This window comes from Intestinimonas sp. HCP28S3_D6, assembly GCF_052065695.1.
In the GTDB taxonomy this organism is placed as follows: Bacteria; Bacillota; Clostridia; order Oscillospirales; family Oscillospiraceae; genus Intestinimonas.
Map to the genome: position 1 here is coordinate 1 of NZ_JBQHTM010000004.1, position 24401 is coordinate 24401.

Annotated in this window: 15 protein-coding genes and 1 rRNA gene; 7 read left to right on the forward strand and 9 right to left on the reverse strand. The window is 65.3% G+C overall.

Going from position 1 to position 24401, the window contains the following annotated elements:
• The 4 genes from ACTNBK_RS02210 to ACTNBK_RS02225 all read right to left on the reverse strand — a co-directional run.
• Nucleotides 1-93, reverse strand: a 16S ribosomal RNA gene (locus ACTNBK_RS02210); the annotation flags it as partial.
• A gap of 636 nt (nucleotides 94-729) precedes the next feature.
• Nucleotides 730-1830 (reverse strand): GerAB/ArcD/ProY family transporter, encoded by a 1101-nt coding sequence (locus ACTNBK_RS02215; RefSeq protein WP_441143210.1) that lies wholly within the window; start codon nucleotides 1828-1830, stop codon nucleotides 730-732.
• A gap of 16 nt (nucleotides 1831-1846) precedes the next feature.
• Complete coding sequence (locus tag ACTNBK_RS02220) at nucleotides 1847-2953, reverse strand: Ger(x)C family spore germination protein (protein WP_441143212.1); 1107 nt, start codon at nucleotides 2951-2953, stop codon at nucleotides 1847-1849.
• Nucleotides 2954-3529: 576 nt separating this feature from the next.
• Nucleotides 3530-5059: a spore germination protein gene (locus ACTNBK_RS02225; protein WP_441143214.1), complete on the reverse strand. Its 1530-nt coding sequence runs from the start codon at nucleotides 5057-5059 to the stop codon at nucleotides 3530-3532.
• Between the two features lie 195 nt (nucleotides 5060-5254).
• Here ACTNBK_RS02225 and ACTNBK_RS02230 point away from each other — a divergent pair, with 195 nt between their 5' ends.
• Both ACTNBK_RS02230 and ACTNBK_RS02235 read left to right on the forward strand, forming a co-directional pair.
• A complete protein-coding gene (locus ACTNBK_RS02230; protein ID WP_441143216.1) occupies nucleotides 5255-6037 on the forward strand; it encodes a coenzyme F420-0:L-glutamate ligase in 783 nt (260 codons plus the stop codon).
• A gap of 594 nt (nucleotides 6038-6631) precedes the next feature.
• Entirely contained in the window at nucleotides 6632-7570 is a 939-nt protein-coding gene (locus tag ACTNBK_RS02235; RefSeq protein WP_294514867.1) for a phosphate acyltransferase, read from the forward strand.
• 194 nt (nucleotides 7571-7764) lie between these two features.
• On the opposite strand, the gene ACTNBK_RS02240 is transcribed toward ACTNBK_RS02235, so the two are convergent.
• The 5 genes from ACTNBK_RS02240 to ACTNBK_RS02260 all read right to left on the reverse strand — a co-directional run bounded on the left by ACTNBK_RS02240 (nucleotide 7765) and on the right by ACTNBK_RS02260 (nucleotide 15740).
• Nucleotides 7765-10413 carry a calcium-translocating P-type ATPase, PMCA-type gene (locus ACTNBK_RS02240; RefSeq protein WP_441143219.1) on the reverse strand — a complete coding sequence of 883 codons (2649 nt, stop codon included), beginning with the start codon at nucleotides 10411-10413 and terminating at the stop codon, nucleotides 7765-7767.
• A 552-nt stretch (nucleotides 10414-10965) separates the two neighbouring features.
• Nucleotides 10966-12264, reverse strand: a complete 1299-nt coding sequence (locus ACTNBK_RS02245; RefSeq protein WP_441143221.1) for a peptidylprolyl isomerase — start codon at nucleotides 12262-12264, stop codon at nucleotides 10966-10968.
• 257 nt (nucleotides 12265-12521) lie between these two features.
• Nucleotides 12522-14489: an ABC-2 transporter permease gene (locus tag ACTNBK_RS02250; RefSeq protein ID WP_441143223.1), complete on the reverse strand. Its 1968-nt coding sequence runs from the start codon at nucleotides 14487-14489 to the stop codon at nucleotides 12522-12524.
• Nucleotides 14464-15366 carry an ABC transporter ATP-binding protein gene (locus ACTNBK_RS02255; RefSeq protein ID WP_441143225.1) on the reverse strand — a complete coding sequence of 301 codons (903 nt, stop codon included), beginning with the start codon at nucleotides 15364-15366 and terminating at the stop codon, nucleotides 14464-14466. Before ACTNBK_RS02255 ends, ACTNBK_RS02250 begins: the two co-directional genes overlap by 26 nt.
• Nucleotides 15363-15740: a GntR family transcriptional regulator gene (locus ACTNBK_RS02260; protein WP_441143227.1), complete on the reverse strand. Its 378-nt coding sequence runs from the start codon at nucleotides 15738-15740 to the stop codon at nucleotides 15363-15365. Before ACTNBK_RS02260 ends, ACTNBK_RS02255 begins: the two co-directional genes overlap by 4 nt.
• A gap of 224 nt (nucleotides 15741-15964) precedes the next feature.
• Between ACTNBK_RS02260 and ACTNBK_RS02265 the strand changes: the two genes are divergently transcribed.
• The 5 genes from ACTNBK_RS02265 (at nucleotide 15965) to mfd (ending at nucleotide 24124) form a co-directional block, all read left to right on the forward strand.
• Nucleotides 15965-16471, forward strand: coding sequence for an HD domain-containing protein (locus ACTNBK_RS02265; protein ID WP_441143229.1), 507 nt, complete (start codon nucleotides 15965-15967; stop codon nucleotides 16469-16471).
• A 798-nt stretch (nucleotides 16472-17269) separates the two neighbouring features.
• Complete coding sequence (locus ACTNBK_RS02270) at nucleotides 17270-18481, forward strand: UDP-N-acetylglucosamine diphosphorylase (RefSeq protein ID WP_441143231.1); 1212 nt, start codon at nucleotides 17270-17272, stop codon at nucleotides 18479-18481.
• A 74-nt stretch (nucleotides 18482-18555) separates the two neighbouring features.
• A complete protein-coding gene (locus tag ACTNBK_RS02275) occupies nucleotides 18556-19515 on the forward strand; it encodes a ribose-phosphate pyrophosphokinase (protein ID WP_441143233.1) in 960 nt (319 codons plus the stop codon).
• A 157-nt stretch (nucleotides 19516-19672) separates the two neighbouring features.
• A complete protein-coding gene (gene pth, locus ACTNBK_RS02280) occupies nucleotides 19673-20266 on the forward strand; it encodes an aminoacyl-tRNA hydrolase (RefSeq protein WP_441143235.1) in 594 nt (197 codons plus the stop codon).
• 345 nt (nucleotides 20267-20611) lie between these two features.
• On the forward strand, nucleotides 20612-24124 hold the full coding sequence (gene mfd / locus ACTNBK_RS02285; protein ID WP_441143237.1) for a transcription-repair coupling factor: 3513 nt from the start codon (nucleotides 20612-20614) through the stop codon (nucleotides 24122-24124).
• Nucleotides 24125-24401: the final 277 nt, after the last annotated feature.

Here is a 24401-nt window from a genome sequence, read left to right on the forward strand (position 1 = left end):
TCCGAAAACTCCGTCATGAGCACTCCGTTCGACTTGCATGTGTTAAGCACGCCGCCAGCGTTCATCCTGAGCCAGGATCAAACTCTCAATAAAATGGTATCTAAAGAGCTTCCGCTCTTCAAATCATCTTATTGAAGCTATCCATAAGCTTCAAAGAAATCTTGTCAAGAGCCTTTCAAGTCACTCGACTAGAAAGGACATCTGTCCTTTTCTGGTGCTTCGTGTTTCGTTCTTCACGTTGTTTAATTTACAAGGTACACGCCGCTTTCACAGCGGTTCTTCATTTTACCACATTCCGTGGTGCTTGTCAAGCACTTTTTTCAACTTCTTTCGAAGTTTTCAGAGTACTTAACCCGTTTGCGTCTTACGCGAACTCATTTAGTTTACCAGATCATCGAGTTCTTGTCAAGAACTTTTTTCGAGGTTTTCCGAACTTTTCGTCACTCTCGAACTGGTTCTCTCTGACGCGTACTTGTTTATTCTAGCAAACTCACGAGCTTTTGTCAAGCACTTTTTTCAGATCTCAGAGATTTTCTTCTCGTCATCGTCCTGTTTTTGTGCCTCTCGCAAAGCGCTCAGTTAATATACCAAATCGTTCCCGCTTTGTCAACACTTTTTTTCAAATTTATTGACTTTTCCTGCCTTTCTTTTTTACAGCAGCAAAACATAACTATATCTGTCCCTTTTCCCCCTCTTTACACCCCAAGATATGGATGCATCCCAAAGGGCTTAGGAGCTCGGCGGCGCTCTCCCCCGTTTCCTCTCTCTGATATAGCTGCACAGCAGGGCCAGAAAGGGCAGCACAAAGGCCAGTACCAGCTGTCCCGCCGGAGCCAGCCAGGTGTCCAGATCCCGGGCGGCAAAGTCGTCCGGGAAGAGGAAAACGGCGGCCAGGAAGGCCAGGAGGGCGGCGAGAACCGGGGCCCGCTTCACCCATTTGGGGCCCACCAGGGTGGCAGCCATGGCCTTGACGGCAAAGAGGAGGGTACCCATCCAGACAAAATCGCTCAGAATCCAGAAGGCCATGACCACAGACTCCACCCGCTGGAAGGCGCCGTCCATACCCACGCCCCGGGCCATCTCGAAGAAGGGGACCTCCACCCGGGCGCACAGCTGCGCCCCCAACTGGGCCACGGCGCCCAGCTGGAGCAGGGTGATGACGATACAGGTACTCAGCAGCCACCGGCGGCCCCGCCGGGCGTCCCCCTCTCTGGGCGCCACCTGTGCGGCCAGAAAGCCGCCCAGCACGCCGCCGGAGAGGACGCCCACGGGCACCAGGGTGGCGGCGGCCGCGGCGGGCAGGTCCTGGGTCCACACGGGCAGCACCCGGCGGGGCCGGGCGTCCAGGAGGGAGAAGCCCACCACCAGCGCCAGGATGAGGGCCAGGACCAGAAAGCAGATCTCGGAGGCCCGGGCAAAGGCAGAGAGCTTCCGCCGGGCCATCCACACCACCACCGCCAGCAGCATCAGCAGAAAGACGGCGGGCGAGGCGCCCCGGTAGCCGGCGGTGACCATGCGCCCGGCGTAGAGTCGCCCCTCCAGGCACAGGAGGAAGAGGGCCCACACCATATATATAATTGTAATGGCCTTGCCCGCCGCCGGACCGAAGGCCCGTCGAAAGCCGCCGGAGAGTCCGTCCTGTCCCCTGGACAGGGTGTAGACGGCCCAGCCCGCCCCCAGCAGGGGCGGAAAGGCCAGCAGGCCGGTGAGCCAGGCGCTCTTGTCGGCCACGGCGGCGGTGAGTACGGGGAGCGCCCGCACCGCAGGGGTCAAAAGCCCGGTGAACAGCATCCCGTAGAGCTGCCGGGCGGAGATCCGGTCCCCCTCCATGGGGCACCTCCTTTCCTCAGCTTCTGGCCACGGTGGCCTCCACCTTCACCTCCAGGGTGAGGTTGGGAAAGACCTCCTGCCACTGTTTTTCCAGGGTGGCCTGCTTCCAGGGCACGGCCAGGGCCACCCGGTCCAGCAGGTGGATGGCGTCGGCGCGGAAGGCCTGAAACTGCGCCATGGCGGCCTCCATGGCCTCCCCGGCCAGCCGGGAGAGCTCCCCCTCCAGGGCCAACCGGTCCTCCTCCCCCAGCCGGGCGGCGGCGCCGGAGAGCTCCGCCGCCTGGGTCTCCAGGGCGCAGGCCACCCGCAGCCCCGTGAGGGTGTCCCCCTCAAAGACGGTGCGGAAGGTAGTCTTGACCCCGGTGATTTTTAAGGCGGTATAGCCCCGATCAGGGCCGGAGAGCTCCAGGATCTGCCCCTTGCCCATGCTCCGCAGCAGGTCGGCCCCGAAGGCGGCGTTCTCATCGGTGAAGCCCTGGAGGACGCCGTCCCGGATGACGGCATAGCCCGCCGTCACCAGCACATACTCCCCCTGGGCCCCCTGGCCGTCCTCGGCCTCCAGGCGCTCCAGGGCGGGGAGCAGGGTGGCGCCGTTCTCCAGCAGATCGGTGAGAGCCCCGCGGGCCATCTGGGGCCGGGGTCCGCCCAGCAGCTCGGCGTTCCGGGACATGGCGGAGAGCCGGTCAGGCAGGCTCTCCCCCTCCCCCGCCTCCAGCAGCAGGTCGGCGGCCTGGGCCCCCTTCACCACCCACAGCTCGGCCTCCAGCCGCAGCTCCGGGTCATGGGCCATGTGACCCAGCAGAGACTCCAAGCCCCGTTGGGCCTCCCCCTCCCCCACCAGGACCTGCTCCACGTCGCCGAAAAAGACAAAGTCCTCGCCCCGCTCGCCCATGTCGGAGCAGGCCGCCGAGATGGTGCCCGCCTGGGCCGAGAGGACCAGGGGCTCCTGGTCCCCCGGCCGGGCGCCGCTGGCGGCGGTAACCGTCACCGTCTCCCCCGCTCCGGCGTCCACCCCCAGGACCTCCATGAGCACCGTCTTATCGATCTGGTGGGCGTAGGGTAGGGCCGAGCACCCCGTGAGCAGGAAGCTGAGTATGACAAATGGGGAAATGATGCGTCTCATGGGGACCTCCTTTCCATTGAGTGGGGTGGGCCGGCATCGGCGCGCCAAACCACACGCAAAAATGGGGCCCCCGCGCGAGCCCAGCGCAGCGGGTCGCGTGGGGAGAGGACGAGCAAGGGAACGAAGCGAGTTTTCGCCGCCAGGCGGAAACAGAGCAAAGTGGACTTTGCGAGGACGACAAAACCCGTTTCTTTTTCCCTGCTGGAAAAAGAACGGTTTTTGGAATCCAAAGAAAAAGGGGCTCCCGGGCGGGTTAGGTGGCTCCAAATAGGAATCCGGCGGCCCGGCTTTACGCCCCCGTTGAGGTCCAGCCCCGTCTACGGTAGACTACCTCGGTGGAACAGGGATAAGTTGTGGTCCTATCCCCACTCTTTTCGCCGCCTGCGTGGGAGAGTGTCGGGGCGTGGCGCCGCTGCCTGGGATTGACGTCGCTGCGGCGCGGGTGGGAATTGTGGCGCAGAGCAGAGGCGCGTTGGTCGCCGCGCGGTCCCTCTTCTTTTCGTCACCGGGCGCAAGCTTTCAATTCTTTGCCTGCGTCCAGAGCGGGCCCAAAGTTCTTTTTGGGTACTTTTTCTTTTAAGAAAAAGTACCTTGGTTGCGGCGGTTGCGGGTGCGGAGGGCGGCCTCCCGGAGCTTGACGAAGGGCAGGGGCCGCCGGAGTACGGCGTAGACGGCGTGGCGCTGCCCGTCGTTGGCCACAAAGGGCGAGAGGTAGGCCACGCCGAAGGACTCCAGGGAGGAGAGGTGGCAGATGAGGAGCAGTCCCCCCATAGCCACGCCGAACATCCCCGCCAGGGCGGCCAAAGCGGCGAAGCCAAAGCGCCACAGCCGCAGGGCGGCGGCGAAGTCCTGGGAGGGCATGGTGTAGCCGGCGATGCCGGCGGCGGCCACCACGATGAGGACCACCGGGGAGACGATGCGGGCCTCCACGGCAGCGGAGCCCACCACCAGGCCGCCCAGGATGGAGACGGTCTGGCCGATGGAGCTGGGGAGCCGCAGTCCGGCCTCCTGGATGACCTCGAAGGCGGCCAGCATCATGATGACCTCAAAGATGGTGGTGAAGGGCACGTCCTGCTTGGCGGCCACGATGGCCAGGGCCAGCCGGGTGGGCAGCAGCTCCAGGTGGAAGGTGACAGCGGCGATATAGAGGGCTGGGAGAAAGAGGGTGGTGAGCATGCACAGGTACCGGAGCACCAGCAGGGCCGAGGCCGCCATCCAGCTCAGGGCCTTGTCCTGAGGGGTGCGGAAGAACTGGCTGAGCCCGGCGGGCAGCAGCCAGCCCATGGGCAGGCCGTCCACCAGCACCCCCACCCGGCCCTCCACGATGCCGGAGGAAAAGCGGTCGGGCCGCTCGGTGGAGAGGATGGTGGGAAAGGCGGTGCGCACCTCCCCGGTGAGGTACTCCTCCAGGCTGGCCGGGGAGATGAGGCCGTCGATGTCGATGGCGGCCAGCCGCCCCTCCACCGCCGCCACCGTCTCGGGGTTGGCGATGCCCTCGATCCACACCAGGTCCACCGGGGTCACCGTCTGCCGCCCCACCAGCAGCTCCTTGATGCGCAGGTCGGGGGCTCGGACCCGGCGGCGGAGGATGGAGGTGTTGGTGCGAATGGACTCCACGAAGGAGTCCCGGGGCCCCTTGAGGGGCGGCTCGTTCTCCGAGGGGGAGATGGACCGCTTCTCCTCGGTCTGGACCAGGAAGGAGAGCACCTTCCCCGTTTTGGGGAAAAAGAGGAGGCACCAGCCGTTGATGAGGTCGAAGGCCCCCTGGTCGGCGGTGGTCCGCTCCTCCACAATAAGGTTGTAGAGGGCCCCCTTCTGGATGCGCTCCACCGCCTGGGCCTCGTCACACTGTGCCAGCGTCTCGTCCTGGGCCAGAGGACGCAGGATGTAGTCGCTGATGCGCTCCATCTTCACCATGCCGGAGAGATAGCACAGGGTGGCCGTCCGGGCGGGGTCGCCCCCCAGAGCCACCGTCCGCTTGGCAAAGTCCACGCTGCCTCCAAAGACCCGCTCCAGGTTCTCCACCGTCAGGGGTCCTTCGATCCGGGGCTCCTGCCGCGGATGGGGCGGTACCGGCTCCCGCCGGCCCTTTTTCCGTCCAAACACCGTCCTCCCTCCTTTCTGGCCTAGTCTGTCCCGGCGTTTCCCCGTTTATTCCCCCATTTTGGGGAAAAATGGACCGGGAGGGTTGATTTTTCCCGGGAAACGGCTATACTTTTACCGTGCCGCCGGGCTTGCCCGGCTCTGAGGTGAACAGCGGAGGGTCCCCCTCCGGGAAAGATAGTGGAAAAAGGAGCGGCTATGGAAGCGAAAGATTTTTACGTCAACGCCACAAAAAAGCTCATCATCGAGGTGGACGGCAAGACCTATGCCCGTCACGCCATCCAGATCCCCTTCGTCAACGTGGGCGACGACTACGACGCCCTGGTGCGGCAGTACGTGGCGCCGGTGTGGCAGCCCGGCGACATCGTCTCCGTCAGTGAGAAGATCGTGGCCCTGTGCCAGAAGCGGGTGGTCTACGCCGAGGACGTGAAGCCCGGCCTCCTGGCCAACATCCTGTGCCGCTGCGTGGCCCAGACCGCCGCCGGCCCCGGCGCCGGCGTGCCCTACAAGATGCAGTTCGCCATCAACCAGTGCGGCGCCCCCAAGATCCTGTGGGCCGCCTTCCGGGCCGCCATCGACAAGCTCCGGGGCGTCCACGGCACCTTCTACAAGATCGCCGGCGACGAGGTCTACGGCCTGGACGGCTTCTTCGGCCACGACATCGAGGAGTATGCCGAGATGGGCATCCGCATCCCCGCCGACCCCGACGGGGTGTGTGAGAAGGTGCTCAAGGACACCGGCGTGGTCTCCATGATCGTGGACGCCAACGCCCTGGCCCAGGAGATTCTGGGCAAGTGCTCCGCCCTGAAGGACTGGCCCGACGAGAAGCTCGCAAAGCTCATCGGGGACAACCCCGCCGGCCAGGTGCGGCAGCTTACCCCCTTCATCCTCATCCGGGAGGTGCCCAAGGAGGAGGCCGCCGGGCTGGAGGCCAAGGCTCAGGCCGATATCGCCGCCCGGGAGGCTGCCCAACAGGGCTGAGCACCCCCGCAATACAGAACCCGAGGGCTGTCGAAAAAGCACATATGCGCTTGATTTTTGGCAAGAGCCTCGCAGAGTTCCGTCGTCCGCAGACGACGGAATGACATTTATTCCGTTTTTTCCGGGGACATGTGCCTCGGAAAAAACTCTCTTCAGCCTGCAAGCGTGCGAGTCGGGGCCCCAAACAAAGCCCAGCGAAGCGGGTTTGTTTGGGAGAGGAGGGGCAAGGAAGCGGAGCGATGCCTGGCCGTCAGGCCAGGATGAGCGGTGTGGACTTTGCCCCGACGAAGTGCGACGCAGCAGGCTGCATCCCTTCGAAAAAATGCTTGCATTTTTGAGAGAGCCTGTCGACTTTGTCGACAGGCTCAGCGGCGGACACATCACAGATGCGCCCGCCGTTTTGTCCCCTGGCCGCGGACACGGGTACCGAGCAGAGGCAGGCACGTCCCTTGCCCCGCCCGTCCCACTTTCGTTTGCGGCCTGAAAATTTCCTTTTTGCCCGATTTCTCTTGTCATCGCCGGGGAAATAGGCTATACTGAGACAAGACACGGCTGCGCGGCAGCCACATGGTAAAGTGGATCGGAGATGACAATATGGAACTGAAAAATTTCGACGCGATCCTGGAGCGCGTACCCAAGATGTCCCGTCCCATGCGGGTGATCCTGGCCGGTTCCGACGGCGAGAACATGCTCAAGGGTATCTTCGCCGCTCAGGAAAAGGGTCTGGTACAGCCCGTGCTGGTGGGCGACCGCGCCCGGACCATTACGGTCCTGGAGCAGTTCGGTCTGGAGAAGGAGCCCTACACCATGGTGGACACCCCTCCCGGACACAACATCACCCAGATGGCCATCGACATCATCAACTCCGGCGACGGCGACGTGCTTATGCGCGGCAACATCCCCACCCGTGACTTCCTGATGCCGGTGCTGGACGGCAAGAACGGCCTGCGCACCGACCGGCTCATGAGCCACGTGTCCCTGGCCTCCCTGCCCGAGTACCCCAAGCTGCTGGCCCTGAGTGACATGACCGTCATCATCAAGCCCAACATGACCCAGAAGAAGGCCATCATCAAGAACACCGCCGACGCCCTGAAGGCCTTCGGCTATGAGAATCCCAAGCTGGCCCTCCTCAGCCTGGTGGAGCAGGTGACCTTCCATATGCAGGACACCGTGGAGGCCCAGCGCCTGGTGGCCGAGCAGAAGCAGAAGCCCTTCGCCGACTGCGAGCTGTGGGGCCCCATCGCCTACGACCTCATTCTGAGCAAGGAGGCCGCCCGCCTGAAGCACTACGACTGCCCCTGGAGCGGCGGCGGCTTCGACGGCATCATCGCCCCCGACCTCTCCACCGCCAACACCCTGGTGAAGAGCTGGCTCATCCACGCCCACGCCGTCACCTGCGGCGCCGTGGTGGGTGCCAAGGTGCCCATCGCCCTCACCAGCCGCAGCGCCAACGAGGAGGAGACCTACCTCTCCCTGGTGTTCTGCGCCGTGCTGGACGCCTGGCGGAAGAAGAACAAGGCCGCCGAGGGCTGACAAACTCCATAGACAGAAAGTGGCTGGAGCAGACTGCCCCACCCACTTTTTTGTCCCCGGCGCGCCAAACCACTTCTAAAACGCACCCTCATCCGGCCCTGCGGGCCACCTTCCCCCTGAGAGGGGGAAGGTTTTACGGAGTAAATGACGGATGAGGGGGCGCTGATCGGGCACTCAGCCGGTTTCTGCCCTCTTCACACCCCCACGGCCTTGCGGCCCTTCCGGTCCTTCCGGCGGTCCCTGTGGAGGAGCTTTTCCCCCTCGCTGGCGGCAGCGGGGACCAGGGACAGCAGGAGCACCCAGCCCCAGGCCCGCAGGGGCATGGCCACGGTGCCGAAGACCAGCCGCAGGGGCGGGCACACCAGGGCGGCGAGGAGCAGGGCCAGCCCCACCAGGAAGGCCTTGACCATGGCCCGGTTGGAGGTGAGGCCCAGCTGGGCCACGGTTTTGTGGTCGCTGCGCACATCAAAGGCGTGGAAGAGCTGACAGAGGGTGAGGGTGGCGAAGGCCATGGTGCCGGCCAGAGCGCCGCCGTCGTGGGCCATGGACCAGCCCAGGCCCCAGGCGCCCAGGGTGACCGCCCCCACCAGCAGCCCCTGCCAGGCCAGGCGCAGAGAGAAGTCCTTGGTGAAGAGACTGGCGTGGGCGGGGCGGGGCCCCTCCTCCATGACCCCCTCCTCCACCGGCTCCACCCCCAGAGCCAGGGCGGGCAGGGAGTCGGTGACCAGGTTGAGCCACAGGAGCTGCACCGGCGTCAGGGGGGTCTGGGGCAGGTCCAGGGCGGTGGCCAGGGCCACGGCGGCAATCTCCCCGATGTTGCAGGAGAGCAGGTAGTGGATGGCCTTGCGGATGTTGGCAAAGATGCCCCGTCCCTCCTCCACCGCCCGGACGATGGTGGTGAAGTTGTCGTCGGTGAGCACCATGTCGGCGGCCCCCTTGGCCACGTCGGTGCCGGAGCGGCCCATGGCACAGCCGATGTCGGCGGCCTTGAGAGCAGGGGCGTCGTTGACCCCGTCCCCCGTCATGGCCACCACCTGGCCCCGCTTCTGCCAGGCCTGGACGATGCGCATTTTGTGCTCCGGGGTCACCCGGGCGTAGACGGAGAACTTCTCCACCTCCCGCTCCAGCATGTCCTGGGGCATGAAGTCCAGCTCCTCCCCGGTGACGGCCACATCCCCCGGCCGCAGCAGATCCAGCTCCCGGGCCACCGCCAGGGCGGTGAGCCGGTGGTCGCCGGTGATCATGACGGGTCGGATACCGGCGGTGAAGCACCGGGCCACCGCCTCCCGCACCTCCGGCCGAGGCGGGTCCATCATGCCCACCAGCCCCACCAGGGTGAGGCCCTTCTCCAGGCTGCGGGTGTCGGTGCCCGCCGGGAGGGCGGGCAGGTCCCGCCGGGCCACCGCCAGCACCCGCAGGGCCCGCTGGGCCATGGCCTCGTTGGCCGCCGCCGCCCGGCGGGCCACAGCCGGGGTGAAGTCGATCTCTCCGTTGGGCCCTAAAGCCTTGGCGCACAAGGAAAAGAGCACGTCGGGGGCCCCCTTCACCAGCAGGCGGCAGCCGCCGCTTTCCAGGGGGTGGAGGGTGCTCATCCGCTTCCGGTCGGAGTCGAAGGGGCACTCCCCTCTCCGGGGGTATTTCCGCTCCAGCTCGGACTTGTCCATCCCCGCAGCCCGGGCCGCCTCCACGATGGCGCACTCGGTGGGGTCCCCCACCGTCTTTGTGCCGCCGCCGTCCCGCACCAGCTCAGCATCCGAGCACAGGGCCCCACCGGAGAGGACGGCGTTCCGGTCCCCGCCGGGAGTCCACACCTCCTGGACCGTCATCCGGTTCTGGGTCAGGGTCCCCGTCTTGTCCGAGCAGATGACCCCGGCGCAGCCCAGGGTCTCCACCGCCGGCAGCCGCCGGACGATGGCCCCCCGCTTCGCCATCCGCTGCACTCCCAGGGCCAGCACAATGGTGACCACCGCGGGCAGGCCCTCCGGGATGGCGGCCACCGCCAGGGAGACGGCGGTGAGGAACATGTCCAGGATGCCCTTTCCCCGCAGCAAACCCACTCCGAACATGACGGCGCAGACGCACAGGCAGAGGAAGGAAAGGGTACCTGAAATTTCCGCCATCTTCTTCTGTAAAGGAGTTTCACCTTCACCTTGTTCCAGCAAGAGACCGGCGATGTGACCCATCTCGGTCTCCATGCCGGTGGCGGTGATGACGCAGGTCCCCCGGCCGGCGGTGATGACGGTGCCGGAGAGGACCATGTTCCTCCGGTCGCCCAGGGGCGTCTCCGGCGGCAGGGCGCCGCAGGCCTCCTTGGTGACGGGGAGGGACTCCCCGGTCATGGCCGACTCGTCGGCGGTGAGTCCCGCGGCGGAGAGGACCCTGGCGTCGGCGGGGACCAGGTCGCCGGCCTCCAGGCGGATGAGGTCGCCGGGCACCAGCTGAGCGGCCTCCACCCGGCAGGGCTGACCGTCCCGGACGGCATTGGCCATGGGGGCGGAGAGGTCCCGGAGGGCCTCCAGGGCCCGCTGGGCGCTGTCCTCCTGGGAGAGGGAGATGACGGCGTTCAAAAGGACGATGCCCAGGATGATGACGGCCTCCACCCAGTCCTCGCCGCCCCCGGCCCACAGGGAGAGCCCCGCCGCCCCCAGCAGCACCAGCACCATGGGGTCCTTGAGCTGGCCCAGCAGCCGCTTTAGCAGCCCCGGGCCCTCCCTGGCTTTGAGCTCGTTGCGTCCCCCCGTCTCCAGCCGCTTCTGGGCCTCCCCGGCGGAGAGGCCCTTTGTGCCGCTGGTCCCCAGCTCGTCCAGCACCGCTTTGGTGCCCATGGCGTACCATGCTCTCATTCCGCGTCCCCTCTTTTCCAAATTCTGTATGAAGCAGTATACCACCGGCCTGTCCGACTTTCCCCGTGAAGAAGGGCGGACGATTGGGGACATATTTTATTCTTGGGCCGCATAGGACGGGGACGGCATCTTCGGCGCCCCTCAAATATCATCCTGCGCCGCAGCAACGGCAATATCAGGCAGCGCCACCACGTCCCGACACCCACCCACTCAGGCGGCGAAAAAATTGCGGATAGGATCACAGCTCTTCCCTGTTCCACCGGCGGAGTCACCTGTGGACGGGGCTGGTCCTCTACGGGGGCGTAAAGCCGGGCCGCCGGATTCCTATTTGGAGCCACCTAACCCCCACGGGAGCCCCTTTTTCTTTGGATTTCAAAAACCATTCTTTTTCCAGCAGGGAAAAAGAAATGGTCTTTGACCGTCTCCCCCGTCCTTTCACATAACAGAATGGTTCATGGTTGGGGGCGTGGTTTGGTAGGCAGCCTTTGCTGCCCGATAAAAAACGGCCCCGCCCTGTTTTCACAGGGCGGGGCCGTTGGCTTACTTGATTATTTACGCCGCGGGGGTCTCGGTGGGGGCCACCGTCTCCGTGGGGGCGACGGTCTCAACGGGGACCTCGCTCTCGGCGGGGACGCTCTCCACAGGGGCCGTGGTCTCGGGCGCGGTGGTTTCGGTGGGGGCGGTGTCGGCCTGGCTGGCGGCGGAGATGTCGCTCCGGAGGGTGGTGAGGCCGTCGTAGTAGGCCTGGAGATCCAGGCTGTCCAGCTCCTCGGCGCGCTCCACCTGGGCCTCGTCCATCCACTGGTCAATCTGATCCTGCATCTTCACCTGGGCGTACTTGTCGTAGCCGGCCTCGTTGTCGGCGGAGAGGCGGAGGATGATGTGGTAGCCGTACTGGCTCTGGATGGGCTCGCTGATCTCGCCCTCGCCCAGAGCCTTGGTGCCCTCGTAGAACTCATCCACCATCTCGCCGGGACCAAAGGTGTAGCCATCGGTGCCGCCGTTGATATTGCCGGAGGAGTCCACGTCGTCGGTGTTCTCGGTCATGAGCTGGTCGAAGAGGGTCATGGGGTCCTCGGCGGAGAGGAGCTGGTCGTAAAGCGCCTGGGCCTGGGCCTGGGCGGCGGCCATGCCGTCATCGGTGACGTTGCCGTCGGCGTCGGTGACGGGCTCGGCCTTGATGAGGATGTGCTTGGCGTGGAAGACGCCGGCCTCGTTCAGCTTGTCGGCGTCGGGGGCGTCGGTGCCCTCGGTGCCGAAGAGTCCCTCCATCAGGTTGTTATAGAGGAAGCTGGCCTGGTTGATATGGAAGAAGCCCTCCTGGGAGAGGCCCATGTAGGAGATGAGGCGGACCAGCTCGGTGTCCACCTGGGCGCTCTGGGTCTCGGGGTCCAGGCCGGCCTGCTGGGCCAGGGACTCCTTCATGGTCTGGAGCTGCTCGTCATAGGCGGTCTGATTGTCCTTGGTCCAGCCCAGCTTCAGCTCATCGGCCTTGTTCTCCATGAGCTGGTAGAGGGTGGCGGTCTCCACGGCGCTGTCCAGGTAATACTGCCCCAGGGTCTGGCCATTCCCCATGTCCATGGTGAGGTCGGTCATGCCCCAGGCGGCGTACTGGTCGGCGTAGCTGCTCACCCAGTAGAGGAGTTCCTCGGCGGGCACCTGGGCGCCGTCTACGGTGAGGAGGGGGGTGTCCCGGGTAATGCCGGCGGTCTGCATGATAATGTCCTCCGGCACCTCGCTGGGCAGGGGGAGCTCCGTAAAGGTGGCCGCGGTGGAGCCGCAGCCGGCCAGGGCGCCGCCCAGCACGGCGGCAGACAGGGCCGCGCCTAACATTCTGGTGGTCAATTTCATGTTGTTCTCTCCTTAATGGTCTTGAATAGGCGGGGATAACTATACCACTTCCGCCGGAAAAAAACAATGGGAAAGGGGGCGCGCAGCGCCGGAGATGGAGATTTCTCGCCCGCGGCGCGGAAATGGCGGGGACGGGGCACGGGCTTGGCGGGCGGCCAAAGGCCGCCCCTACCCCCGTCGGAGGAACGGTTTTGTTCCCCGGATACAAAGGGGCCCGCCGCGGAAAGCGGCGGGCCCTCGTGTGCAGGCAGGGGTGTTTACCCCTCGTTTTCCTCCCACGTGTTGTGGCTGAGCTGGGTCTCCAGGATGTGGGTGCTGTCCAGGATGCCCGCCTCCCGCAGGGTGTCCAAGGTCTCCACCGAGGTGGTCTGGAGGGTGATGCGCACCCGCTCGTCCCCCCGCGCGGGGTCGTCCCACTGGTAGGTGAGCTCCAGGTCGGTGTAGTAGCAGTTCTCCATCCGGTCCATATCATCCATCAGATAGCGGCGGCCCAGGTCGCCGTGGGCGATGTCGTCCTTCAGGGCCTGGATGACCTCCTCCCGCCAGCCCACGGGGACGGGATAGGCGGCGTACGCCCCCGTCTCGGTGTTGTAGACGTCCAGAGAGATGCCGGTGAGGCGCAGAGAGCCGTCGGCCAGGGCCTCCTCCCGCCGGGCGGGGAAGTACTGCTCCTCAATGGCCTCCGGCCGGTTGAGGAGGGCGGAGAGCTTCCCGGCGGCGGAGTCGGGATCGGCCAGACTGGTCTCGTCCAGGGCGATGTAGTACCTCCGCTGCATCACGTCCCCGCCGATGAGGGTGTATCTGAGGGTCACCTGGCTGCTGCCGGCGGTCTCCACGTCCACCCATCTCCCGTCGGAGAGGGGTCTTACCTCATAGCAGCCATACACATCCATGTCCTCATGGCGCTCCTGTTCGTCCACCACGGCCTGATGGAAGTCCACCACAGCCCGGATGAGGTCGGGGTCGGTGGTGAAGATGTTCCCGTTTCCGCTGTCGTGGGGGGCGGTGGACATGGGGTCCACCTCCACCGACACCACCCGGTCGGGGTCGGGGGTCCGCCGCTCGAAGCCGGTGAGGTCCAGCTCCATGACGGCGATGAGGCAGGTGAAGGCCAGGCACAGGCCCACACAGCCCTTCCAGCTGCCTTTAAAGACCCAGAATTTTTTTTGGAGGAGCATCTCGGCCACGAAGTAGCCCACGGCGCCCCACACCAGCAAAAAGCCCAGCAGAGGCCAGCCCCCCTTGGGGAGGACGTAGGCGAAGAACTGGTAGAGGACCTGGCCCACGGAGAGGGCGGCGCAGACGCCCACGCCGTACTTGAAGAGGGGCTTGCTCCAGGCCACGGTGACCACGTCGCCCGCCCCCTCCAGGTGGCGGCGGCGGTAGAGCCACAGGGCGGCGGCGGTGAGGACGACGCCCACCAGGGCGTAGATGAGGACGGTGCCCATGCCGTGGAACCGGACCTGGAGCAGGCGCTCGGCCCCGATGCTCTCGGCGCTCCACTCGCTCTCCGTGGTCAGGTCGCTCATCAGCTGGAAGAAGGGGCTCAGCCATTCACACAGGCTTTCCAGCCGGCCCACGTTCACATAGCCGTAAACGAAGGAGGAGAGGACCTGGTTGATGAGGTAGAGCAGGCCCACCGCCAGCACGTTGAGGATGCCGTAGAAGGCAGGCAGGGCCAGGATGTGGCCGGTGAACATGGCACAGAAGACGGCGAAGGAGAAGAAGAAGAAATTGACCAGCACCTGCACTGCCAGCCACACCAGCAGCCCCCGCAGGTCCAGCACCCCCAGGGCGGCCTCGGTCAGGAGGGTGAGGAGAAAGACGGCCAGGGCGGGCAGGACGGTGAAGGAGAGGCCGGAGAGGTAGTTGGTAAAGAAGAGGTCCTCCCGGCGCAGGGGCAGGGCGTGGAAGAAGGCCACGCTGCGGCTGCTGTAAAGGTAGGAGAAGACGGCCATGGCCGAGAGGATGGCAAAGACCACGGCCACGATCACCGTGGAGCTGCAGGAGAGGCTCCGGACGGCGTCCACGGCGAAGTACCGGGCGGCGGTCATGCCGTTGATGTCGCCTCCGTTCTGGCCGCTCAGGAGGAGGGCCATGGGCAGGGCCACCAGCCAGCCCAGGGCGTACACCGCCCAGATGGGCCAGAACCGGGCCATGTTCTTCTTCCACAGGGCGGGGTAGAACCGCCGGTTTTTCTCAGAGGATGACGTCGCGGACCGCATAGTCCTCACCTCCCAGCTCATAGATGAAAATTTCCTCCAGCGTGAGGGGCAGGGCCTCCATTAGGATGGGAGCGTACACCGCCAGACGGTTGGTGACGTCGGTGGCGTTGCCCCGGACGATGAGGGTGTGGATACGCCCCACCTGGGAGACGTGGAGGACCTCCAGGTCGTCGGGCAGCTTGGGCATCTCCCGCTCCTGGAAGACCACCTGCATTTTGACCAGGTTTTCCTGGAGGTCGGTGAGGCTCCGCTCGATGAGCACCTTGCCGTGGGAGAGGATGCCCACCCGGTCGCACACGTCCTCCAGCTCCCGGAGGTTGTGGGAGGAGACCAGCACCGTGGTGCCCTCCTGGGCCACGTCGGCCATGATGAGGCTCCACACCTGCCGGCGCATCACCGGGTCCAGGCCGTCCACCGGCTCGTCCAGCACCAGCACCTCCGGCCGGCAGCACAGGGCCAGCCAGAAGGCGGCCTGCTTCTGCATGCCCTTGGACAGGCGGCGCATGGGCCGCCTCTCGTCAATCTGGGAAAAAAGGTCCCGGAGGGTCTGGTAGCGGCTCTGGTCAAACTTGGGGTAAAAGCCCTTCAAAAATTTGGCCATGTCCCGGGTGGAGGCCGACAGGAAGTAGTAGAGCTCGTCGGGGATGGAGGCCACCCGGGCCTTGGCCGCCGGGTTTTCGTAAATGGGCTCCCCCTCCAGCAGCACCTCCCCGGAATCCTGCCGGTAGATGCCGGTGATGTGGCGCAGCAGGGTGGATTTACCCGCTCCGTTGGGGCCCACCAGGCCGTACACCGACCCCTTGGGCACCGTCATGGTCAGCCCGTCTAGGGCCCGAAAGCCGTCAAAGGCCTTGACCACATTCCTTGCCTCAATCATGTCTCACTCTCTCCCTTCGTCCCCGCTTCGCTCACCCGCTCGGCCAGCTCCCGGGGAGTCATCCCCAGGAACAGCAGCTCGGTGACCGCCTCGTCCAGCTGCCGGAGCAGAGCCTCCCGCCGTCCGTGGGCGCCGTCGGCCCCTCTGGCCGCAAAGACGCCCCGGCCGGCCTCCGCCCGGAGATAGCCCTCCTGCTCCAGGGCCTCGTAGGCCCGCTGGATGGTGTTGGGGTTGATGGCCAGAGAGGCGGCCAGCGCCCGCACTGACGGGAACTGCTCCCCCTCCCGGATGGCACCGGTGATCACCAGGTGCCGCAGGCCGTCCTTGACCTGAAGATAGATGGGCCGGGCGTCCCGATAGTTGAGTTGGATCACAACCCGTCCTCCTTTCCTCCCCGCGGGGAAGTGTATGAACTGTCTTGGTACAGTCAGTATACAGGAACCAGTCAAAGGATGTCTTAAAAATTTATGACGTTTTTCCGACTCCCTGCCACTTTCTTCACCTGGACATTGGCTGTACAGGAGCCTATAATATATGTATGGGGGACCGCTGCCGTGTCCCCCGCCATTCGTCATCAAAGGAGGGCAAGGTGATTCCCATGCACAATCCAAACTACGATTCCTTTCTCCGCTGCGTCCAGGACCTGCTGGACACCCCGGAGGTCCGTTCCATGCGGCAGTACCCCCACCACCCCCGCACCACCTGCTATGAGCACTCGGTGTGCGTGGCCTACGTCTCCTACCGCCTGGCCCGCCGTTGGGGTCTGGATTACCGCGCCGCCGCCCGGGCGGGGCTGCTCCACGACCTCTACCTCTATAATTCCAGAAAGAAGCCGTCCTACTACGGCAACCAGTGCTTCACCCACCCCGTGGTGGCCCTGAAGAACGCCTGGGCCCTGTGCGGCAGCCTCACCCCCATGGAGGAGAACATCATCGTCTCCCACATGTGGCCTCTGGCCCGGAAAATGCCCCGGTACAAGGAGGCTCTGGTGGTCAACCTGGCCGATAAGCTGTGCGCCACCGCCGAGGTGGTGGGGCTCCGGCGGTTCTCCCGCCGGGTGGCCGCCCGGGCCTGGACCGTCCGGGATACCCCCGCCGTGGCCTGAACCCAAACGGCACCTGTCCCCTTTCCCAAAGCCGGACAGGTGCCGTTTCGTATTTTGGGTCGGCCGCGCAGCCCACCTCCAGAGGGAATGTCGTAGGTCCGCACCCACCACACCGCAATCCTCACCCACGCAGCGGCCTACGCCACCCACGTCGCAACAACGACAATACCAGGCAGCGCCACCACGCCCCGACACCCACCCATGCAGGCGGCGAAAAAACTGTGGATAGGACCACAGCCTGTCCCTGTTCCACCGGCGGAGTCACCTGTGGACGGTGCTGGTCCTCAACGGGGGCGTAAAGACGGGCCGCCGGATTCCTATTTGGGACCACTCAACCCACACGGGAGCCCCTTTTTCTTTGGATTCCAAAAACCGTTCTTTTTCCAGCAGGGAAAAAGAAACGGGTTTTGACCGTCTCCCCCGTCCTTACACATAACAGAATGGTTCATTGGTTCGGGGCGTGGTTTGGCGCGTCTAGGAAGCCGCGCCCCACAAATAACGCAGTCTCATGTTGGTGCGGCGGGCGGATGGTATCCGCCCCTACCCCATCTTTGCGGCGCGGTCTGCCGCGCCCACATCCCGCCAAAGCGCCCTTGCCCCCTTCTCCCCCCCCTGATTTTCCGGCAAATTGACGGAAAATGCCACCATTTTGCTTATTTTGGTACTACCAATCGCCCTTCTGTGAAAAAATTTGCGGTTAGGAGTGCAAAACACATACCAATCTGATATAATGTTCACGCGCGGGCGGACGGCGTGCCGGACCGCCCTGATCCGAACTCTTTTCTGGAGGCTTTTCTTATGGGATCTATGGGAGCCATCGTGTTCCTGCCCCGGGAGGACGACACCCCCTCCCTCATGCTGCAAGACATTCTCTTTGACCCGGCCTGCACCTGGCTGTCGGCGGCGCTGGAGCGCGCCGGCGTGGAGCGGTTCCTGGTGGTCTGCCACGGCGACGACCAGGCCGCCGCAGAAGCCTGCTTCCCCGCCGGGACTCAATTTGTCACCGAGGGCGCCGGCGACGCCGCCGGACGCCTGTCCGCCTTCCTCTCCGATCTGGAGGGCTCCGTGCTGGTCTTTACCCGCCCCGTCTTTCTGGACGACCAGGGAGCCGGCCGGCTCACCGGCCGCTTCGGGGAGGGCCTGCCCCGGGGCGAGGACGCCGGCGCCTACACCATGGACGCCCAGGCCCTCCGCTCCGCCATGGAGGAGGGCGGCGACTTCCTGACCGCCGTCCGGGCCCAGGGTAGCGCCTTCGGCGTCACCCCCGGCGCCTATAAGGGGCTTTTGCCCCTGGACCGCTCCACCCCCGTCTGGGACAGCGCCCAGTACTTCGCCCGCCACGCCTCGGTGGAGCGGCTGTGCGGCGAATTATCCACCGCCCCCGTCCGCTTCATTGATAAGGAGCAGGCCTATATCGGCCCCCGGGTCAAGGTGGGCGGCGGCACCGTCATCCTCCCCGGCACCATCCTGCGGGGGGAGACCATCATCGGCGCGGGCTGTGAGATCGGCCCCAACACCATGATCCGGGACTGCGTCATCGGAAACCGGGTGACGGTGAACGCCTCCCAGCTCAACGAGTCCACCGTGGACGACGGTACCACCGTGGGGCCCTTCGCCTACGTGCGGCCCAACTGCCACGTGGGCAAGGACGTGAAGGTGGGCGACTTCGTGGAGCTCAAGAACTCCACCATCGGCGACGGCACCAAGATCTCCCACCTCACCTACGTGGGAGACACCGACGCCGGGTCCCACATCAACTTCGGCTGCGGCACGGTGACCGTGAACTACGACGGCACCGCCAAGTTCCGCACCACCATCGGGGACAATGCCTTCATCGGCTGCAACACCAACCTGGTGGCCCCGGTGAAGATCGGGGACGGCGCCTACACCGCGGCGGGCAGCACCGTCACCGAGGATGTGCCGGCGGACAGCCTGTGCATCGCCCGCTCTCCCCAGACCATCAAGGTCCAGTGGGCGGCCAAGCGCCGCCGGGCCAAGGGCAAAAAGTAAGTGACATCCAGGTGTGGGCCTGTGAATGCGACATAAAGGAAAGAAAAAAATAACATTTTGTGAGGGATGCTGAAATGATCGCACACGGCAAGGACATCAAGATCTTCGCTGGCAACTCCAACCCCAAGCTGGCCCTGGACATCTGCACGAAGCTGGGCACCCAGCTGGGCAACGCCGAGGTGGGCACCTTCTCCGACGGTGAGAAGTCCGTGTCCATCTACGAGACCGTCCGCGGCTCCGACGTTTTCGTGGTCCAGTCCACCTGCTCCCCGGTCAACGACAATCTGATGGAGCTCCTCATCATGATCGACGCCATGAAGCGGGCCTCCGCCGGCCGGATCACCGCCGTGGTCCCCTACTTCGGCTACGCCCGTCAGGACCGCAAGACCAAGCCCCGCGACCCCATCTCCGCCAAGCTGGTGGCCAACCTCATCACCCGCGCCGGCGCCGACCGGGTGCTGACCATGGACCTCCACGCCAACCAGATCCAGGGCTTCTTCGACATCCCCGTGGACAATCTGCTGGGCTCCCCCATCTTCGTCCACCACTTCATGGAGAAGTACAAGGACTGCCACGACGAGGTCATGGTGGTCTCCCCCGATGTGGGCTCCGTGGCCCGGGCCCGCGCCTTCGCCCAGAAGCTGGATATGCCTCTGGCCATCGTGGATAAGCGCCGCCAGAAGGCCAACTCCTCCGAGGTCATGAACATCATCGGCGACGTCCGCGACAAGCGGGTCATCCTCCTGGACGACATGGTGGACACCGGCGGGTCCCTCTGCGGCGCCGCCAAGGCCCTGGTGGAGATCGGCGGCGCCAAGTCCGTCACCGCCTGCGCCTCCCACGGCGTCCTCTCCGGCCCCGCCATCCAGCGCATCCAGGACAGCGTCCTGGACGAGGTCATCTTCCTCGACACCATTCCCGCCCGTCCGGAAGTGAATTGTGCTAAGATTAAGTATCTCTCCGTGGCTGAGATGTTCGCAGAGGCCATCGAGCGCATCTACGAGGAGATCTCCGTCTCCAAGCTCTTCAACTGATCCATCCTTCCGACTGCGGCCCCTGTGACCCATGGGCCGAGGGGAACCGATGCCGTCAAACAGAGACTTTACCAAAGATTTTAGGGGCAGAGCCAAGGCTCTGCCCCCTTTGGCCGTTTGCCGTCTTTTTTCCGGCGGCGGCCCTGCGAGGTGTACTATGCTTTTCAACAAAAAGAGCGGCGGCGTGGACTGGCTGCTGGTGTGCCTGGGCAACCCCGGCGACCAGTATGAAAACACCCGCCACAACGTAGGCTTTATGGTGGCCGACGAGCTGGCCGAGCGACACAACATCCCCGTCCAGCGCCTGAAGTTCCGGGCCCTCACCAACACCATCACCGTGGGGGACCAGAAGGTCCTGCTCATGAAGCCGGTGACCTATATGAACCTGTCCGGCGAGGCCGTCCATGAGGCCGCCGCCTTCTACAAGATCCCGCCGGAGCACATTCTGGTGATCTCCGACGAGGTGTCCCTGGCCCCCGGCAAGATCCGGGTGCGCCGGTCCGGCTCCGCCGGCGGCCACAACGGCCTCAAGAACATCATCGCCCACCTGGGTACCGACCAGTTCCTCCGCATCCGGCTGGGGGTGGGCCAGAAGCCCCACCCTGACTACGACATGGCCGACTGGGTCCTGGGTAAGTTCCAGGGCGAGGACAAGAAGGCGGTGGAGGAGGCGGTCAAAAAGGCCGCCGACGCCGCCGAGTGCCTCATCCGGGAGGGCGTGGACAAGGCCATGAACCAATATAACGGGTGATCGCCCGGCCCGGCAGCATGGTATTTCCTTTATGTGGGGCGCGACGTCGTCGGGGCAAAGTCCGCACCGCTCACCCCGGCCTGACGGCCAGGTCTCGCTTTGCTCCCTTGCCCCTCCTCTCCCCAGAAAAGCGCTGCGCGCTTTCCCGGGGCCCCCTGATCTGCGCCAAGCCACGCCACGTTTCTCTTTTCCTTATGAGAGAACGGCCTCCGGCGGCCTACTTTCGGATGGCCGAAAGTAGGCAAAGGCGGGGCGGGGGGGGGGGGGGCCGGCGCGCCCCCCCCCGCCGCGCCAGCACGCAAAACCGCCCCTCATCCCCACCACCCACCGCCAAAGGAGCACCGTATGAAAGAGCTTCTCCACATCCTGGACCGGGTGCCGGAATTCGGCTCCCTGCTCACCGCCCTGGACTCGGGCGCCTGCCCGGCGGCCGTGTCCGGCCTGGCGGCGGTCCACCGCGCCCATTTTGCCGCCGGGCTCCGGGTCAAGGCCGGCCGGCCGGTGGTGGTGGTGTGTCCCGACGAGGGGGAGGTCCAGCGCTTCGCCGAGGACCTCCACGCCTTCACCGGAGAACCTGTCCTCACCCTGCCCAGCCGGGAGTTCACCTTCCACGACGCCGCCGTGGTCTCCCGCCAGTGGGAGCACCGCCGCCTGGCCGCCCTCCGCACCCTGGCCCAGGACGAGCCGCCCCTGGTGGTCACCACCCCGGAGGCCCTCCTCCAGCGCACCCTGCCCAAGCACCTCCTCCTCCAGACCGTCTACACCCTGCGGGTGGGGGAGGTGCACGACCTCAATGAGCTGGCCGAGAGCCTCACCGCCGCCGGCTACGTCCGCTGCGACCAGGTGGAGGGCGTGGGCCAGTTCGCCCTCCGGGGCGGCATCCTGGACCTCTTCTCCCCCGCCTGCGCCGAGCCCGTCCGCTGCGAGTTCTTCGGGGACGAGATCGACGCCATGGGCACCTTCGACCCCGCCACCCAGCGCCGGGTAGAGAACCGCCAGGTCTGCGACATCCTGCCGGTGGCCGAGGTGCTGCCCCAGCTCTCCCCCGGGGGCTATGTGGGTCTCACTGAGGCCATGGACGGCCTCATTTCCCAGGTAAAGGGCTCCAAGGGGGACCACGCCGCCCTCCTCACCACCCTCTCCCAGGACCGGGAACGGCTCTCCCAGGGCCTCTCCTTCCCCGCCACCGACCGCTATCTGGCCCTCATCTACCCCGAGTTGGCCACGGCGGCCGACTACCTGCCCGAGGACGCGGTGGTCTGTCTGGCCGAAAGCCCCCGGGTAGCGGAGCGGGCCCGGAACTACCTCTGGCGCATGGAGGAGGACGTGAAAACCCTGCTGGAGTCGGGGCTGGTGGCGGGACAGATCGCCCGGTTCGTCCGCACCTTTGAGGAGCTGATGGCCCGGCTCTCCGACTACCCCGTGGTCTTTCTGGACACCTTCACCTCCAACACCTACCCCCTGCGGCCCAAGTCCCTGCTGGACGTGCTCACCAAGCAGCTCCCCTCCTACGGCGCCAGCCTGGAAACCGCCGCCGCCGACCTGGAACACTACCAGAAGGCGGGCTTTGCCACCGTGGTGCTGGCCTCCGCCGAGCGCCGGTGCCTGGACCTCCAGGCCATGCTCCGGGAGAAGAAGGTCCGCACCGCCGTGGACTTCCAGCTCCACGAGCTCCCCGGCCCCGGCAAGGCCGTCATCTGCCTGGGGGGCCTCTCCGCCGGCTTTGAGTACCCCGACGCCTCTGCCGCCGTCCTCACCGAGGGCCGGGCCGTCCCCGCCCGGAAGGTGCGGACCAAGAAGGACTCCAGCCGCCAGAAGCTGGCCTCCTACGCCGATCTCTCCCCCGGCGACCTGGTGGTCCACGAGCACCACGGCATCGGCCGCTACGTGGGCATGGTGAAGATGAGCACCGACGGGGTGCAGAAGGACTATGTCAAAATCGCCTACGCCGGCTCCGACACCCTCTACGTCCCCGCCACCCAGCTGGACCTGGTGAGCAAGTATATCGGCTCCGGCGACGACACCGAGCACAAAAAGCTCAACAAGCTGGGGGGCACCGACTGGGAAAAGACCAAGACCCGGGCCAAAAAGGCGGTCCAGGACCTGGCCAAGGGCCTCATCCAGCTCTACGCCCAGCGGGAGCGGCTGCCCGGCTACGCCTTCGCCCCCGACTCTCCCTGGATGCAGGAGTTTGAGGACCAGTTCGAGTACACCGAGACCGACGACCAGCTCCGGTGCATCCAGGACATCAAGCGGGACATGGAGACGGCCAAGCCCATGGACCGGCTCCTCTGCGGCGACGTGGGCTACGGCAAGACCGAGGTGGCCTTCCGGGCCATCATGAAGTGCGTCCTGGACGGCAAACAGGCCGCCATCCTGGCCCCCACCACCGTCCTGGCCCGGCAGCACTACCTCTCCGCCCGGCGGCGGTTCGCCAAGTTCCCCGTGGAGATCGACGTGGTCTCCCGGTTCCGCACCCCGGCCCAGATGCGCCAGACCCTCATGGACCTGAAGGCGGGCAAGGTGGACCTCCTCATCGGCACCCACCGCCTCTTCAACAAGGATGTCCAGTTCAAGGACCTGGGGCTGCTGGTGGTGGACGAGGAGCAGCGCTTCGGCGTGGCCCACAAGGAGAAGCTCAAGGAGCTCTCCAAGCAGGTGGACGTGCTCACCCTGTCGGCCACCCCCATCCCCCGCACCCTCAACATGGCCCTCTCGGGCATCCGGGACATGTCCACCCTGGAGGAGCCCCCCCAGGACCGGCAGCCGGTGCAGACCTACGTGCTGGAGCACGACTGGTCGGTGCTCCGGGACGCCATGAGCCGGGAGCTGGAGCGGGGCGGCCAGGTCTACTACCTCCACAACCGGGTGGAGACCATCGACCGCACCGCCGGACGCATCCAGGCCATGCTGCCCGACGCCCGGGTGGCGGTGGCCCACGGCAAGATGACCCAGGAGGCCATCAACGACGTCATGAGCCAGATGACCGACGGCGAGGTGGACATCCTGGTGTGCACCACCATCATCGAGACGGGCATCGACATCCCCAACGCCAACACCCTCATCATCGAGGACGCCGACAAGATGGGCCTCTCCCAGCTCCACCAGCTCCGGGGACGGGTGGGCCGCTCCGCCCGGCGGGCCTTCGCCTATATGACCTACCGGAAGGGCAAGGTCCTCACCGAGGTCCAGACCAAGCGCCTGGCCGCCATCCGGGAGTTCGCCGAGTTCGGCTCCGGCTTCAAGATCGCCATGCGGGATCTGGAGATCCGGGGGGCCGGCAACGTGCTTGGCCCCGAGCAGTCCGGCTTCCTGGTGAGCGTGGGCTACGACATGTACCTCAAGCTGCTGGAGGAGGCCGTGCTGGAGGAGAAGGGCGAGACCGCCCAGCTCCCCGCCGAGTGCGCCGCCGACCTCACCGTGGCCGCCTCCATCCCCGACAAATACGTTCCCTCCCCCGAGCAGCGCATGGACCTCTATCGCCGCATCGCCCGCATCCGCAGCGAGCACGACGCCGACGACCTGGTGGATGAGCTCATCGACCGCTACGGCGACCCGCCCCGCACCGTCAACAACCTTATCTCGGTGGCCCTCCTCCGCGCCGCCGCCGCGGCGTGCGGCATCTCCGAGATCGCCCAGAAGGGGGAGCGGCTCCTCTTCGTCCTCTCCCAGGTGGACTTCAACAAGGTCTCCGCTCTCTGCGGCGGCCAGACCTACCGGGGCCGGCTCCTCTTCTCCGCCGGGGAAAAGCCCCACCTGGCCCTCCGGCTCAAGAAGGGGGAGGACCCCTTAAAGCTCTCCGCCAAGCTGGTGGAGGACTACGCCGCCCCCGCTGCGCCGCCCCCTACCGCCTCCTAAGCACAAGACACATTTCATTTCCCTCCGGACCCCGGCCAATGAGGCCGGGGTCCTTTTTTTAATTGGTAGGACCACTCGTTCTGTTCATAAGACAATCGGAACTTCTCCACAAATACATGTTCCGCTCATTGGAACAGCTTTGTCTCCGGATTTTTAAAATGGGAGAAAATACAGTAATCACGCACTTATTTGTGAGGTTCCCCTCACCTCGCGGTTGCATTTTTGGGGACAATCATATATAATACTCCCCAGAAGCAAGTGGATGGGAAAGCACAAG